14 protein-coding genes and 1 pseudogene are annotated in these 15803 nt (G+C 59.9%); 13 read left to right on the forward strand and 2 right to left on the reverse strand.

Annotated elements, in window-relative coordinates; all coding sequences use genetic code 11:
* The first annotated feature begins 25 nt into the window (after positions 1 to 25).
* From BLS87_RS02835 to BLS87_RS02850, 4 genes are all read left to right on the forward strand, one after another.
* Positions 26 to 883, forward strand: coding sequence for an N-acyl homoserine lactonase family protein (locus tag BLS87_RS02835; RefSeq protein ID WP_074749971.1), 858 nt, complete (start codon positions 26 to 28; stop codon positions 881 to 883).
* The gene (locus tag BLS87_RS02840) at positions 880 to 1647 is read left to right on the forward strand and encodes an SDR family NAD(P)-dependent oxidoreductase (RefSeq protein WP_074749973.1); all 768 of its coding nucleotides are present in this window, start codon (positions 880 to 882) and stop codon (positions 1645 to 1647) included. Before BLS87_RS02835 ends, BLS87_RS02840 begins: the two co-directional genes overlap by 4 nt.
* Before the next feature lie 47 nt (positions 1648 to 1694).
* Positions 1695 to 3035, forward strand: coding sequence for an MmgE/PrpD family protein (locus BLS87_RS02845; RefSeq protein WP_074749975.1), 1341 nt, complete (start codon positions 1695 to 1697; stop codon positions 3033 to 3035).
* 66 nt (positions 3036 to 3101) lie between these two features.
* Entirely contained in the window at positions 3102 to 3932 is an 831-nt protein-coding gene (locus BLS87_RS02850; protein ID WP_143024275.1) for an NAD(P)-dependent oxidoreductase, read from the forward strand.
* 22 nt (positions 3933 to 3954) lie between these two features.
* Here BLS87_RS02850 and BLS87_RS02855 read toward each other — a convergent pair whose 3' ends face one another.
* Both BLS87_RS02855 and BLS87_RS02860 read right to left on the reverse strand, forming a co-directional pair.
* Positions 3955 to 5316: an MFS transporter gene (locus BLS87_RS02855; protein ID WP_074749979.1), complete on the reverse strand. Its 1362-nt coding sequence runs from the start codon at positions 5314 to 5316 to the stop codon at positions 3955 to 3957.
* Between the two features lie 88 nt (positions 5317 to 5404).
* Positions 5405 to 7147, reverse strand: coding sequence for an IlvD/Edd family dehydratase (locus BLS87_RS02860; protein WP_074749981.1), 1743 nt, complete (start codon positions 7145 to 7147; stop codon positions 5405 to 5407).
* Positions 7148 to 7335: 188 nt separating this feature from the next.
* Between BLS87_RS02860 and BLS87_RS02865 the strand changes: the two genes are divergently transcribed.
* The 9 genes and pseudogenes from BLS87_RS02865 (at position 7336) to BLS87_RS02905 (ending at position 15789) form a co-directional block, all read left to right on the forward strand.
* Positions 7336 to 8040: a GntR family transcriptional regulator gene (locus BLS87_RS02865; protein ID WP_143024276.1), complete on the forward strand. Its 705-nt coding sequence runs from the start codon at positions 7336 to 7338 to the stop codon at positions 8038 to 8040.
* 117 nt (positions 8041 to 8157) lie between these two features.
* Positions 8158 to 9204 (forward strand): annotated as a pseudogene (locus BLS87_RS02870) (transglycosylase SLT domain-containing protein); the annotation flags it as partial.
* A 1129-nt stretch (positions 9205 to 10333) separates the two neighbouring features.
* Positions 10334 to 11281: a sigma 54-interacting transcriptional regulator gene (locus tag BLS87_RS02875; protein WP_083370584.1), complete on the forward strand. Its 948-nt coding sequence runs from the start codon at positions 10334 to 10336 to the stop codon at positions 11279 to 11281.
* Positions 11282 to 11366: 85 nt separating this feature from the next.
* Entirely contained in the window at positions 11367 to 12278 is a 912-nt protein-coding gene (locus BLS87_RS02880) for a sigma 54-interacting transcriptional regulator (RefSeq protein ID WP_074749985.1), read from the forward strand.
* 274 nt (positions 12279 to 12552) lie between these two features.
* Complete coding sequence (locus BLS87_RS02885; RefSeq protein WP_074749987.1) at positions 12553 to 12894, forward strand: type III secretion system major pilin HrpA; 342 nt, start codon at positions 12553 to 12555, stop codon at positions 12892 to 12894.
* A gap of 54 nt (positions 12895 to 12948) precedes the next feature.
* Positions 12949 to 14004, forward strand: a complete 1056-nt coding sequence (locus BLS87_RS02890) for a harpin HrpZ family protein (RefSeq protein WP_074749989.1) — start codon at positions 12949 to 12951, stop codon at positions 14002 to 14004.
* Positions 14005 to 14059: 55 nt separating this feature from the next.
* Positions 14060 to 14434, forward strand: a complete 375-nt coding sequence (gene sctI / locus BLS87_RS02895) for a type III secretion system inner rod subunit SctI (protein ID WP_074749991.1) — start codon at positions 14060 to 14062, stop codon at positions 14432 to 14434.
* A 9-nt stretch (positions 14435 to 14443) separates the two neighbouring features.
* Positions 14444 to 15247: a type III secretion system inner membrane ring lipoprotein SctJ gene (gene sctJ / locus BLS87_RS02900; RefSeq protein WP_074749993.1), complete on the forward strand. Its 804-nt coding sequence runs from the start codon at positions 14444 to 14446 to the stop codon at positions 15245 to 15247.
* The gene (locus BLS87_RS02905) at positions 15247 to 15789 is read left to right on the forward strand and encodes a hypothetical protein (RefSeq protein WP_074749995.1); all 543 of its coding nucleotides are present in this window, start codon (positions 15247 to 15249) and stop codon (positions 15787 to 15789) included. The genes sctJ and BLS87_RS02905 overlap by 1 nt, the downstream gene beginning before the upstream one ends.
* Positions 15790 to 15803 lie beyond the last annotated feature (14 nt).

Below are 15803 nucleotides of genomic sequence, written 5' to 3' on the forward strand. Positions count from 1 at the left end.
CCTGGATTTTATCTGGAGTTGTTTTATGGACACGCCATCAAAGAGCACGCAATCGAGCCCAAGCAAACCCGACTGGATCGATCCAGAGATCATTATCGTGCGCTACGGCACGCGCCAGACCACCAAAAGCGAGTGTTATTACAACTTCCGTGCGTACCGCGAGCCCGACGCGGAAATCACCATGGACTACTTTTTCTGGATCTTCCGCAACGCCGGGCAGACTATCGTCATCGACACCGGGTTCAGCCCGGAAGCGGCCACTGCACGGCGCCGACAGCCCGTGGTTGCGCCGGCCGACGCGCTCGCGCGGTTGGGCATTGATCCGCTGGAGGTCAAGCTGCTGGTATTGACCCACGCGCACTACGACCACGCCGGCAATCTGGGGCTGTACCCCAACGCCAGCATCGTCATGTCGCGGCGCGAGTTCGAGTTTTGGGGCACCGACATGGGCAAGCGGCCTCAGTATGCCCATCATATCGATCCGCTGGACATCGAGCGGATTCAGGCCTTGCACCGTGAAGGCCGTATCACTTTGCTGGACGGGCCTCGCAACACGTTGATCCCCGGCATCGAATTGCACGAACTCGGCGGGCATACGCCGGGGCAGTTGGCGGTGGTGGTGGAGATGCCGGGAGGGCCGGTGATTCTGGCATCGGACGCCATTCACTATTACGAAGAGCTTGAGCAGGACCGGCCGTTCGCCGTTCTCGACAGCCTGGCTGACATGTATCAGGGCTACGTGCAGATTCGCGAGTGGTTGCAACGTCCCGGTGCTGTAGCCGTACCGGGGCACGACCCGGATGTGATGAATCGCTTCGCGCCGGTTGATCCCGGCGATCCCTCGTTTGCGGTGCGCATCGATTCACGAGGGGCAGGCGTATGAAGGGGCGTGTCGCGCTGGTGACAGGGTCTTCAGACGGACTGGGTCTGGCGATGGGCAAGGGCCTCGCAGCAGCGGGGTTCGACGTGGTTCTGCACGGATTGGCGAACCCTGACGGGATGCGTCAGACGTGCGATGAATTGATGCGTGCCCATGATGTGGGGGTCCGCTACGTCAGGGCCGATGTCGCCCACCCCGATGAAATCGAGTCGCTCATCGATGCCGCAGGCCGGGTGGACGTGTTGATCAACAACGCAGTGGTCCGGCACTTTGCGCCGCTGGAGGCATTTCCTCTGGAGCGCTGGGATCAGGCGCTGGCGGTGAACCTGACAGCGGCGTTTCGTGCTACCCAGTTAGTGTTGCCAGGCATGCGCGAGCGGCAATGGGGGCGCATCTTCAATCTGTCTTCAGCCTACGGCTCGCGCGCGATTGCCAACCGCATTGATTACGTCACCACCAAGACTGCGCTGCTGGGCCTGACCCGGGCCGTGGCAGTGGAAACCCAGGGCCAGGGCATTACCTGCAACGCGGTGTGTCCGGGGTCGGTGCTGACACCGAATATCGAAGGCCGTTTGAATGCCTTGATGGCGGAGAAACAGCTGGACAGGCACACCGCCACCCGTGAATTTCTTAACGGCAAGCAGGCCACCGGGCGTTTTGTCGAGGCGAGCCACGTCGCCGATCTGATCGTATACCTGTGCAGCGATTCCGCCGCATCAATCACCGGTGCGACCCTGCCGGTGGACGATGGATGGATGGCGGGTTAAGTGCGTGCCACCCAAAAAACCACCCCAACACGAATCGGGAATACCGCATGACCCATGCATTAAGTCATCAACTTGCCGAGTACATCGAACGCACGACCTGGGCCGACATTCCATCGTCTGTGGGACATGAAGCCAAGCGGGCGCTGGTTAACTATTTCGCGGTCTGCATGGCCGGCTGCAGCGACCCGGATGTCGTCAGGGCGGTGAAGCTGTTTTCGCACTACAACGCGGGCAATCAGGCCCACGTGGTCGGCCGCAGTGAATCGATGGACCTGCTCAATGCGGCGTCTCTGAATGCGATGAGTGCCAACGTTTTCGATTACGACGATACGCACATTCCGACCATTCTTCATCCGACCGCGCCCGTTGCGGCCGCGTTGTTTGCACTGGCTGAAACCCGGCAGATCAGTGGGGAGGATTTTTTACTCGCCTTCGTACTGGGGGTAGAGGTCGAGTGTCGGTTGGCCATGGCTATTTCCCCTGAGCATTACCGTCGAGGCTGGCACATCACCGCGACCTGCGGCGTGTTTGGCGCGGCGGCAGCGGTGGGCAAGGTGCTCGGGCTCAACGCCCGGCAATTGGTCTGGGCCTTGGGCAACGCCAGCGCTCAGGCGTCGGGGCTGGTGGAAACCCTGGGCAGCGCGGCCAAGAGCATCGGTGTCGGAAATGCGGCACGCAATGGCGTGCTGTCGGCGTTGCTGGCCGAGGAAGGTTTCGCCGGGCCAGAGCAACCACTGGAGGGTGAACGAGGGTTTCTTAACGTCTTCGGCGAGCAGCCTCGCTACAGCGAGGTCAGCAGCGGACTGGGTGAGTCGTGGGCGTTGCTTGCCAACACCTACAAGCCGTACCCCTGCGGTGTGGTGCTCAATCCGGTGATTCAGGCGTGTCTTGAGCTGTCACGGGACCGCACTTGGGCGCTGGAAGACATCGTGCGTATCGAGCTGACCGGCCACCCTTTATTGCGTCAGCGCACCGATCGCCCGGACATCGTTCTGGGACGGCAATCTCAGGTCAGTGCGCAGCACGCGGTGGCCGTCAGCCTGGCCACCGGCAAGGCAGGACTCGGCGAGTTCAGCGATGCCGCTGTGAGCGATCAGCGTCTGCGGGCGCTGTATGGGCGTTTGCAGTTCATCGATGACACCGATTATGCGGTGGAGTCTGCACACGTCCGGATTTTCTTCACATCACGAGAAACCCTCAGCCGAACCATCGACGTATCACTGGGCAGTCTGGGTGCGCCGCTGAGTGATCAGTTCCTGGAAAACAAATTGCGGGAACTGGTCGCCTACGGCCGTTCGGGCTGCGAACCACAGCCGTTGCTCGACGCGCTGTGGGCACTGGATCATTCAACCGACGCTGGCGCGCTGATGCGCCTGGCCAGTCTCTAACCATCAGGAAATCATCATGGCCGATCATCAATTGGGTTTTATCGGGGTGGGCGTCATGGGCGCCCCATGGCGAGGCGACTGCTGCAACACGGGCATTCACTGGTGATTTACGACAAAGATCAGAGCGCGCTGGATGAACTCGCGGCGCTCGGAGCGCGAGTGGCCTCCAGTGTGCGAGAAGTGGCTGACAGTGCCGAAGTGATTTTTACCAGCTTGCCCAGCCCGGCGATTTTCAAGGCCGTGGCGACTGGTGCCGATGGCATTATCGAAGGCGGTGCGGTCAGGATTCTGGTGGACCTGTCGACGGTGGGTTCACGCGCCGAGCAGGAGGTGGCCAGTGCGCTCGCAACCAAAGGCATCGAAACCGTCGATGCACCCGTCAGCGGCGGAGCAGCTGGCGCGGAGAACGGCACACTGGCATTGATGATCGCGGGCAAATCCGAGGTCGTTGAACGGGTGCGGGCGTTGTTCGATGTGTTCGGCAAGGTGTTCATCGTCGGCGAGCAGCCGGGGCAAGGCCAACTGCTGAAGTTGCTGAACAACATGCTCTCCACGACGGCTTTTGCGATCACCAGTGAAGCTTTCGTTGCAGGCGTCAAAGGAGGGCTGGACCCCGAAGTGATGATGGCGGTGATCAACGCCGGCAGCGGCAAGAATGGCGCGACGCTGGACAAATTTCCCAAACATGTACTGCCGGGCACCTTCGATTTCGGATTTCCCATTTCCAGCGTGTGCAAGGACGTGGGCCTCGCCGTCGAGGAGTGTCAGGCGCTGGGCGTGCCGATGTGGCTCGGCAATGCTGCGCGGCAACTGTGGAACGTTGCCGCGCAGCAGGACGGCGCAGATCGCGATCTGACCGATCTGGTCCGTACGGTGGAAGGGTGGGCGAATCGCTGATCCAGCGTTCGGCCGGCTGGACTCAGCGTTTACTCGTCAACGACTCACCGGAGGTGACCGGCGTTTCGCCCGGCTCATCCTTGAGCGTCATGCGTTCGATTTTTCCGACGATCACCAGGTAGCAGAACATCGCCACCAGCGCGTTAGCGGCGACGAAGATCAATGCGCCTTCGAACGATCCGGTCGATTGCAGGATGAAACCGATGACGATGGGGGTGGTGATGCCGGCCGTATTGCCAAATCCGTTGAACATCCCGCCGCACAGGCCCGCGATCTGTTTGGGCGCGGTGTCGGCCACCACCGCCCAGCCGATAGCACCGAAACCTTTGCCGAAGTAGGCGATGGCCATGACGGTCACCACCAACCATTCAGCGTCGATGTAGTTACAGGCGATCATGCTGGTCGACATCAACATGCCCAGCACCAGCGGCGTCTTGCGTGACCAGGTCAGAGAGCGGCCCCGTCGCAGCATGCCGTCGGAGATGATGCCGCCGAGCACGCCGCCGAGGAACCCGCAAATCGCCGGCACGGACGCTACCAGTCCAGCCTTGAGGATCGACATGCCACGGTCCTGCACCAGATAAACGGGGAACCACGTCAGAAAGAAATACGAGAGGGTGTTGATGCAGTACTGACCAATGAAAACCCCGAGCATCATGCGATGGGTCAGCAGTTGCTTGAAGTGGGTCCAGCGGGGACGGGTGAATTCATTCTTGACCCCGATCTGGTCCATTTCGATCAGGCCGCCGCCACTGGAAATGTGCTGCAGTTCGGCCTCATTGACCTTAGGGTGCTGGCGAGGGGCATGGATGGTTTTCAGCCAGATCAGCGACATCAGGATTCCCAGGCCGCCCATGACCAGAAACACGTAGTGCCAGCCGTACTGGAAGGTGATCCAGCCCATCAACGGGGCGAACAATACCGTGGCGAAGTACTGCGCGGAGGTGAATATTCCGGCGGCGGTACCGCGCTCGGCGGTGGGAAACCAGGCGGCAGCGATGCGGCTGTTGCCCGGAAAAGACGGCGACTCTGCCAGACCGACCATAAATCGCAGGATGAACAACGCCACGACGATGGCGCTTACGCTCAGCACACCGACAAAGCCCTGCAGCAGGGTGAAGATCGACCAGAGAAAAATACTCCAGGCGTAGACCCGCTTGGAACCGAAGCGGTCCAGCAGCCATCCGCCGGGGATTTGCCCGATCACATAAGCCCACGCGAACGCCGAGAAGATGACCCCCATTTGAACAGGGGTCAGGCCCAGGTCTTTTTGCAAGGTAGAGCCGACGATGGAGAGCGTTGCGCGGTCTGCGTAATTGAGGGTGGTGACGATGAACAGTATCAACAGAATCAGGTACCTGATTCGAGTGGGGCGTGCGGTCATGACGGCGGTCCTGTTTTTATTGTTTGAGTCAGTGCGCCACTGCGCGGGTTCACGCAGCGGTGCACATTCTGGGAGATACCGGTGCTGATCAATCGCGGGCGGGGACCCGCGCGATCATCTGCGGCGGGCGCAGGAATTCGAAGTCGCAGCCTTTGTCGGCCTGCGTCACCTGCTCGAAGAACAGCTTGCGGTAACCGCGCTCGGCGCCCTGAGGAACAGGGCGTACCCAGTGCGCTTTACGCTGTTCCAGTTCCTCGGCGGAGACTTTGAGCTCAATGCTGCGTTCGGCCACGCTCAGGCGAATTCGGTCACCGTTGCGCACCAGCGCCAAAGGCCCGCCCAGCGCGGCTTCAGGCGTGACGTGCAAAACGATGGTGCCCGCCGCTGTGCCGCTCATGCGACCGTCGGAAATCCGCACCATGTCTTTGACGCCAGCGCGCGCGAGCTTTTTCGGAATCGGCAGGTAACCGGCCTCCGGCATGCCCGGAGCGCCGATGGGACCGATGTTCTTGAGCACCAGAATGTCGTCAGCGTTGACGTCCAGTTCCGGGTCGTCGATGCGCGCGGCCATGTCTTCGGAATTCTCGAACACCACGGCACGGCCTTCGTGCTCCATCAACACCGGGTCGGCAGCTGACTGTTTGATGATCGCGCCATCGGGCGCCAGGTTGCCTTTGAGGAAGGCGATGCCGCCGGCCGGGTAGATCGGGTTGGCGAAGCTGCGGACCACGTCCTGCTTGAACGATGGCACTGCATCGAGTTCTTCGCCCAGGGTGCGGCCGGTCACGGTCAAGGCGTCCAGGTGCAGCTGCGGGCGCAGTTCGCGCAGTACGGTCTGCAGTCCCCCGGCGCGGTGCAGGTCTTCCATGTAGTGCTGGCCGGACGGTTTGAGGTCGACCAGCACCGGCGTTTCCCGGCTCATGCGATCAAACGCCTCCAGGTCGATGTCGAACCCCATGCGCCCGGCAATGGCCGTCAGGTGGATGATGCCGTTGGTCGAACCACCAATGGCCAGCAGCACCCGCAGCGCATTTTCGAAGGCTTTCTCGGTGAGGATCTTGTCCGGCGTCAGACCGCTCCGGGCCATGATCACCGCCTGACGTCCGCTGAGCTCGGCAATGCGGATACGGTCGGACGTCACGGCCGGTGGGGAGGCGCCGCCGGGCATCACAATGCCCAGCGCCTCACCGATGCAGGCCATGGTGCTGGCCGTGCCCATCACTGAACAGGTGCCGACGCTGGCGACCAGCTTGTCGTTAACCTCGGTGATTTCCTGCTCGTCGATCTGATCGCCCCGGTACTGACCCCAAAAGCGCCGACAATCGGTACACGCGCCTACGCGTTCGCCCCGATGGCCACCCGTGAGCATGGCACCGGTCACCAGTTGCACCATGGGCACGTTCGCCGACGCTGCACCCATCAGTTGCGCAGGAACCGTCTTGTCGCAGCCTCCGATCAACACCACCGCATCCATCGGTTGCGCACGGATCATCTCCTCGGTGTCCATGGACATCAGGTTGCGCAGGTACATGCTGGTGGGTTGCGAAAAGCTTTCGGCAATGGAAATGGTCGGAAAATCGATCGGCAGCCCGCCGGCCATCATCACACCACGTTTTACCGCCTCGATGAGTTGCGGGGCGTTGCCATGGCAGGGGTTGTAGCCGCTGCCGGTGTTGGCGATGCCGACGATGGTGCGATTCAACGCGTCGTCGGTGTAGCCCGCGCCTTTGATGAACGCCTTGCGCAGAAACAGCGCGAAGCCGGTGTCGCCATAGTTGGTCAGCCCCTTGCGGATGCCTTGGGGTTTGATGACAGGATCGTGCTCAGGCATGGTCACCTCGGTTGATTTTATTATTGGGTATATTATCGATAATCCGTGAAGGCGATGTAATCACGGAACACCGAGGCGATGCAAGCGCCTTGTGTTTTTCATCATGAGGCCGAAACCAAGCTGCGTCGGACGAGGGTTTGTGGCAGTCTGACGCGGTCAATCCTGATCACGTGAGCGCTGTACCCGCTATGCAATCCCTGGAACTCGATGATCCCCAAAGCGGCCTTGAAAGGGCCGTGCAAACCCTCGAAGAAGAAATCGTGCTGGGGTTTCTGCACCCGCGCGAGCGCTTGGTCGAAGACGAACTGCTCGCACGCTTCAACCTCAAACGGCACGTTGTGCGCCAAGTGCTCGTCGAGCTCGAACGTATGGGCCTGGTGGAGCGCAAGCGCAACATCGGTGCACTGGTTCGCGCGTACACCGTTAAAGAAGTGGAGGATTTGTACGCAGTCCGTGAACTGCTCGAATGCCAGTGCGTGCAATTGATCCGTTTTCCGGTGCCACTCGATCAGCTTGACGCACTGGAAGCGACCCAGCAGGAGCATGACGCGCAGATCGCCGCTGGCAATTTGCGCCTGGTGTTTCGCGCCAACATGCGTTTCCACCGACAGTTGTTTGCGCTGTCCGACAACCCGGTGTTGGTCGCAGCCATTCAGGACCACGCCCAGCGTGCCCACTCCATTCGATCGTCCTCGCTGGTGCTTCCCGAACAACTGGAGCGTGCGCGCCGGGAACACTGGGCGATCATCGACGCGCTCAAGGCCGCCGACGCCCAGCGCCTTGTCGAGTTGTGTCGTGCGCATCTGGCGCCCTCGCGGGATGCATACGTCGAGGCCTACCATCGGCGTGCGGGGCGTACGATTGCTGTGGAGCAAAAGCACCTGAGCGCGTGAACCCCTGCCGCCGCTTGCCGCGTTCACACCAGGCCATGCGCGAGGATGGCTGTTGAGAGGGAACCGGCCGGGCGCCTGGACCACCTAGGGTAATCACGATCTCAGGATTATCCCTTCATGCGGCCTGCCTTGACCTTTCCGACCGGGTTGTCACGACTCGGCTGTCAGATACGCATCGGGTCGCTCGGCGTCTTCATGCTTTGCGCAGGTTGCCAGTCCTTCGACTACTCGCCCGAGGCCGCCGCTGAGCGTACGCCTCGGCTGGTGGCGGGGCTTCATCGCGATGTAAATCCTCAGACACCGGGCGCTGTGCCGGCGCGCTATGACGGCAGCGATGTATGGGGACGGTTGGGGCAAGGTTTCAGCCTGGTCGATGACAACGGCCTTAACCCGCGAATCGTCCGTCAGCGTGACTGGTTGCTGGAAAACCCGGCCTTTCTGCGCAATGCCAGCCAGCGGGCCAGTCCTTATCTTCATTTCATTGCGCAGTCTCTGGACGAGCGAAACATGCCGTCAGAGTTGGCGTTGTTGCCCATTGTCGAAAGCGCCTACAACCCCAAAGCCAACTCTGCTCGCGACGCCGCCGGACTGTGGCAATTCATGGCCGCCACCGGGCGTGACTTCAATCTGCGCCAGACAGCGTTTTACGACGGCCGGCGCGATGTCGTGGCCTCGAGCAAAGCAGCCATGGATTATCTGACCCGTCTGCACGACCAATTCAATGGCGACTGGCTCTTGGCAATGGCTGCCTATAACGCGGGCGAGGGCACCGTAATGCGGGCAATCGAGGCGAATCAGCGTCGGGGCCTGCCTACAGACTATTGGCATCTGAATCTGCCGCGAGAGACCCAGGATTACGTTCCGCGCCTGCTGGCGTTGTCGATGCTGGTGCGCGAACCGGCTGCCTACGGCGTGCAATTGAGCCCAGTGGCCAACGCACCGTATTTCACGGCTATCGAGCTCACGCACCCTGTCGACCTTTCCCGGTTGGCGGCCGCCGCTGGGGTCGATGAAGCCGTGCTTCTAGGCTTGAATCCTGCGTTTGTACGCAAGAAAACCATCGATGGACCGCGTCACCTGCTGGTTCCTCGAGATCAAGCGCGGCAGTTGGCGGCTGGCCTCGCAAATATGGAGGAGGGCGCCGCCGACGTTTCTGCCGAAACGCTGGCGATCAGCGCGACACCTTCATCGCCGTCTGTCAGGTGGGTGCCGTGACCGTGGCGTTACGTACGCGCCGCTGCTCACCCTTCAAGCGCGCTGTGCCTTGCAGTGGGGCGTTCCGCGTTTTTGTAACGTCGGTGACACAGCTCCGATAGCCCGTCTAATGCTGATGTCATCGCGATTATCAGCCAGCACAGGGGCCTTCATTCAGCTGAAACCCTATAAGTGCCATGAACTTTTTCGCCGTGGTGTAACCCTGTTGATACAGAACGGTTTCGCGTTGTTTCGACATATCTTGAAACATCGTGCCCGTATTTCTCTGTCAAATAGGCCGGTATCAGCCACGGTGTGAGGGTGGGGCTGGGTCACTTCCCGTTAGTTGGATCCCAATCCAGATCTGGAGACAAATCACGTCCTCCTCTGCACCCGCGAGCGCTGTCAATACAAGCGTAGTGCTACTCAGAAGCCCCCGAAAATAAAGGGCTCTGGAGGATCCGGCTGAATGGATAAAGCAATGTTCGGAAATCCGAACCTCCTTAGTTGGTAATCCGAACGAGCTGTTAGTTAGAGTGAAGTTGCAATGTCTGATAGATAATAAATGAAGTTTTATGAAGGTGCGTTGAGGAGTTTAAAGTGTTAATTACATGACGAATTAATGCGCCGCGGAAAAGTGAGTTGAATGCTGCGGGTGATGTTATAGAGAGGGTGCGTCGTTTATAAATAGGCGGTGGGTTCATTCGCAAGAGGGTGCAAACAATCCTGCCAACGACAGGGAAAGGTCAGACGCCGGTGTTTGCTTCTGGAGGTCTGATGACGCCGGGCAAGCTGGCGCTGAGGCGCACAGTTTTGAAGCATAACCCATTGATTGTTAATGTATTGTGATGATTGTTGAGAACCTTTCCTTTCCGGGTGTTCCTCAATAAAACATCGTCGTAGCACAAGCAAGTCTTAAATTTAAATAATCGTTTGAAAGTAGACGGCGTATTAGTGGTACAGCAAGTAAGATCATAATGATATCACTGGGGAACCTTGTGAACCTGTTCTCATCGAGTGTGGGAACTTAAATTAAATATTGATGCCTGTGTAATGCGTGGTACTAATAACTCGCTTGCACCCACTTTGAGAGGTATCGATGAAGGAAGAAATCGATGTAAGCGGCTGGGCGTCTTTGGGGGAAAATGCAGCGCTGGACATTCACCAGATTGCAGTCAATACCGCAAGTCTGAGCATGGATTTGCTCTTGTGTGGGGAGACAGGGACAGGTAAGGACACGCTGGCAAAACGCATCCACGAGCTGTCGGGTCGCACAGGCGCTTTTGTCGGGATGAACTGCGCGGCCATTCCCGAGTCGTTGGCGGAAAGTCAGCTATTCGGTGTGGTGAACGGGGCTTACACCGGTGTCAGCCGGTCTCGCGAGGGGTACATCGAAGCAGCGTCTGGCGGCACGCTATATCTGGATGAAATCGACAGCATGCCGTTAAGCCTGCAGGCCAAGCTGCTGCGGATCCTGGAAACCCGCGGGATCGAACGTCTGGGCTCCACCGCCTTCATTCCGGTGGACTTGCGCGTCATTGCCTCGGCACAGCGCTCCCTGGATGAACTCGTGGAACAAGGGCTGTTTCGTCGCGATCTGTTTTTTAGACTCAATGTGCTGACCATTCAAATGCCGGCCTTGCGCAAGCGTCGGGAACAGATCCTGCCATTGTTCGACCAGTTCACCCAGAGCATCGCCCGCGACTTCGGCCGCCCGGTGCCTACGCTCAGTAACGGTTTGGTGCAGGTGCTGCTCAGCCACGCCTGGCCCGGCAACATCCGCGAGTTGAAGTCAGCCGCCAAACGTTTCGTGCTGGGGTTTCCCTTGCTGGGCGCTGATGCCGAACCCGCCCGCGACCCCGACACCGGCCTGAAGACCCAACTGCGGGTCATCGAAAAAATGCTCATTGAGGACGCCCTCAAACGCCATAAGCACAGCCTTGATGCCGTGGTGCAGGAGCTGGAAATCCCGAGACGCACCTTGTATCACCGCATGAAGGAGCTGGGTCTGACCTGCCTCGGCGCGTCCGATCCGCTGTTTTCGTAACACCTGAATGCCCGTTGCCTGGTGGGGGCTGTGAAGGCTCGGTGCACGGGGCAGCCACAGGCGCTTGAAGTGTCAGAGGTCGTGGATGAGTGTGTACGATTTTTTTGATGAACAGCTGGAAGACAATCTTCATGTGCCGAACCTGGCGATCGTCGCTCAGAGCATTTCACAACTGGGCATCGACGTTTTGTTGTCCGGTGAGACCGGAACGGGCAAGGACACGGTAGCGCAACGTCTTCACGGGTTGTCGGGGCGTAAGGGGCGCCTGGTCGCGATGAACTGCGCGGCGATTCCTGAATCACTGGCCGAGAGCGAACTGTTTGGTGTGGTCAGTGGTGCTTACACCGGTGCCGATCGTTCACGGGTGGGGTACATCGAAGCGGCGCAGGGTGGCACGTTGTACCTGGACGAAATCGACAGCATGCCGTTGAGTCTTCAGGCCAAGCTGCTGCGCGTACTGGAGACGCGTTCGGTTGAACGGCTGGGATCGACAACACCGATCGCGCTGGATGTCTGTGTGATTGCGTCGGCGCAGCATTCTCTGGATGAGTGGGTAGAGCTGGGCCGGTTTCGTCGAGACCTGTATTTTCGGCTTAACGTGCTGACCCTCAAGTTGCCGCCGTTGCGGGCTCAGCGCGAGCGCATCATCCCGCTTTTCAGGCAGTTTGCTGCGGCGTCGGCGCGTGAAGCAGGGTTATCGGTGCCGGAGGTGAGCGGGGTGTTGCGGCATGTGCTGTTGAATCATCAGTGGCCGGGCAACATCCGTGAACTGAAGTCGGCGGCCAAACGGTTTGTGCTGGGGGTTCCACTGTTGGGCAGTGAGTCGGGGGGCGAGGGTGTGTCTTCCGCGGGGTTGAGGTCGCAGTTGCGGGTGATTGAGAAGGTGCTGATTCAGGCCGCGCTCAAGCGGCATAACAACAGCATCGAGGCGGTGAGTCAGGAGCTGAATATCCCGCGACGGACGTTGTATCACCGGATGAAAGAGCTGGATGTTTGAGATGGCGTTTTTCCAGGTGAGGACGCAATGGTGTGTTTATCCCGTATCTCTTCTCTCTGGTGAGGCTGAATGCGGGTTCTGCCGTCAGGCAGAACCCAAATATTTGCCTCGCTGCAAATAATGGATATTCACCCAACCCAACCCCCAGATCACAGGCATGTTCACCTTCCACACTCTCCCAAATTAATTGAATGTCCCGCGGAACCGATTCCAGTCTCGCTGCCACCCATCAACACCATGCAATGACGCTGGTGTCGATCAAGAGGTATGCAAAATGGCTGTCAATTTGAACCCCATGTCCAGCTTGACCAACATGCTCAACTCCGGTGTTAACGCTGCCGGTGGCCTCGCTCAGGGCGCCAACAGCCTGGCGGCAAACGCCAACATGCAATCCGCTTTGTTTCAAGGGACCGGCAACAGCCAGTCCGTCGCCGCGCAACAACAGGCCAGCCAACAGGCGGATGCCAACCAGGCCAAACTGATCGGCCTGCAAGAACAGGAAACCGAGCGCAAACAAACCATGGACGTCCTCAACGCCATCGCGTCCGGCAAGGCCGACTCCGCCAACAAGGAAATCAGTGCGACCGCCCAGAACGCCAAGGGCATCAGTTTCTGATCCTGTTGGACTGCCCCCTGATCAAGGGGGCAATCACCTGAATACGGAGGTTTCATGATCAGTCTCAACGCCAACATCAATCCGCTGCAGGGCGCGCATATCGGCACGGTCGTCTCCACCGGCGGCATCGGTGGGCAGCAAGGCCCGCAGTCGCTCAAGGACGTCATCGACAAACTCGCACAGGCCCTGACCAAGGACGGTCATCTCGACCAGGACTCGCCGCTGGGCAAAATGGTCGGTAAGCAAATGGAAAAGATGAACCCGTTGGCCTCGCTCGGCGGCGGCTCGCCCGACATGATCAAGGCGGCCCTCAGCGCCGTCATCAAAGACAAACTGGGCGACAACTTCGGTGCTGCTGCCGATTTCGGGCTCGGCGGTGGCGCGGGTTCCGGTAAGCCAGATCTGATGTCTCAGGTCCTCAACGGTCTGGGTAAAGCGTCGTTGGATGACCTTTTGAGCAAGCAGGGTGATGGAACGAAGTTTTCCTCTGACGACATGCCGCTGCTGGACAAGATCGCGCAGTTCATGGACCAGAATTCGAGCAAATTCCCGGCGCCGGATTCCGGTTCCTGGAAGAACGAACTCAAGGAAGACAACTACCTCGACAGCAAAGAGACCGGTGCTTTCCGTGCCGCGCTGGACATGCTGGGCGGTCAGTTGGAGCAGCAACAGAATGGCGGCGGCAGTCCACTGGACAGCAATGCGTTATCCAACGGCCTTTCAACCCTGGAAATGCCTGGCAGCGGCAACCCGACTCAGGAACTGGGTCAATTGCTGGGCGGCCTGCTGCAACAAGGCATGAACGCGAGCCTGGGCAACGGCAACAACGTCGGCGGTGGTCTAGGTACGCCGGTCAATGATGCCCAGCAGCCAGGGAATTCTGGCAACAGCGTGACACAGGACCTTGGCAAGCTGCTCGGCGGGCTGATTGAGAAAGGCCTGGAAGCCAGCCAAAGCGGCAGTGGTTCGGGCAGTGGCGGCGTCGGCGGCACGGGCGGTCAGCCCAATCCGCTGTTCGCGCAACACGACCTGCAGAACACCCTGGCTCAAGCGGCCACGGCAATCGTTTCTGCACTGTTGGGCGCGGGCGACACCCGCCAGGCCGCCTGATCTTCTCAGTCAGGCTTCGCGCTAAATAATCGACACCGTCTGCTGGAGATCACCCGTGACCATTTCCCATATCAATCAACTCAAATCGTCATCCCCCGATCTTGAGCCGTCCATGGATCAGGGATTGGTGAGCACGCCTTCGCAGGCGGATGTCGACCTGTTCAATGCCGCCATGCGTCCCGACATGGCGTTGCAGCAAAGCCATCTGTCCGAGCAGATCGCCAGTGCCTTGTCCGAGCGGCTGGGCGCCACTGACAAGCTCTCTCAGCAAGCGGTGCGCAAGATGAGAAACGCCTCGACAACGGACGATCCGATGGAGATTGTCCAAATGAGCCGCTCGCTGTCGCAGTACTCGTTGCAAATGGCGTTGACGACCAAGGTCGTGAACAAGAGCGCGCAGGCGCTCGACAAGCTGACCAACCTGCAATAGAGGTCTGACGTGAAGTATCTGACTGCGGGTCTGTTGTGCCTGATGTTGCTGCTCAGTGGCTGCAGTGACGAAACCGACCTGTTCAGCGGTCTGTCCGAGCAGGACTCCAATGATGTGATTGCCAGTCTCGCCGATCAGCATATCGATGCGCGCAAGCGCAGCGAGAAGACCGGTGTGGTGATCAGCGTCCCGACGGGCGATATCAACCGTGCCGTGCGTATCCTGGACGCCGCAGGTTTGCCGAGACGATCGCGCACCAGTCTGGGCGAAATCTTCAAAAAGGAAGGGGTGATTTCCACGCCGCTGGAAGAGCGTGCTCGGTACATCTATGCGCTGTCGCAAGAGCTTGAAGCGACGTTGTCGCAGATCGACGGTGTGATCGTCGCACGGGTGCATGTGGTGTTGCCGGAGCGCATTGCGCCGGGCGAACCGGTGCAACCCGCGTCGGCTGCCGTGTTCATCAAGCACACGCCAGCACTGGATCCGGACAGCGTGCGCGGACGCATTCAGCAGATGGTCGCCAGCAGCATTCCCGGGATGTCGGGCGAGCCTCTGGACTCCAAGAAATTCGCCATCGTATTCGTGCCGGCGGCGGAGTTTCAGGACACCGAACGACTGGTCAACTTCGGACCGTTTCTGATCGACAGCGACAACCTCGGGTTCTGGCAAAACATGCTCTGGGCCGTGCCATTCGCCGCCTTGCTGGTGATCATGTTGCTGGTGCTGGGCATTCGTGGCGATTGGCGAGCCGCGGTGCTGCAGCGCATCGGCCTGCGTCGCGGTGAGCGTTCGAGCTTGCCGGTGCGTGCGTGATGCACGCCACCGAAGCGCGCTGGATTCAGTGGTGGTGTGCGCCCTGGGAGTGGGCGCATCCGGCGTGGAAAACGCGGTTCCTCGCGCTTAACGGGTTGCCTGAAGACGATCGGATTGACGCACCACACGGCCGTCACAACGCCTTTTTACACAGTGCGCACGTCGAACCTGGTCAGCCTCCGGCCCCTGTCGATGCGGTACTGCAATGGTTGGCACTCACGGCGGATCAACAGCAGCAGGCGCTGCACCTGGCTGCCCGTATTTGCCTCACATCCGTGGGCGATGCCAACGCGCCAAGCGTTGCGTCGGCACACGAAGGCTGGTGCCGGGCGGTGGCCAAGGCGCTGAGGCCGGGCGCATGGCTGGACCCGACACTCGACGATCCGCGCCTGCTGCTGGCCGCTTGGGTCGGTGAGCATTGCTGGTCGCGCTTGCGCCTGAGCTGGCCGCCCCACGCAGTGCAACCCGCAACCACCAACATGCCGTCTAACAAACTGCAAACACTCTGGCAGTCAGTGCTGTGGCGCGTCATGACGCCTTGAGTCCAAGCCTCGCG

The organism is Pseudomonas abietaniphila, assembly GCF_900100795.1.
In the GTDB taxonomy this organism is placed as follows: Bacteria; Pseudomonadota; Gammaproteobacteria; order Pseudomonadales; family Pseudomonadaceae; genus Aquipseudomonas; species Aquipseudomonas abietaniphila.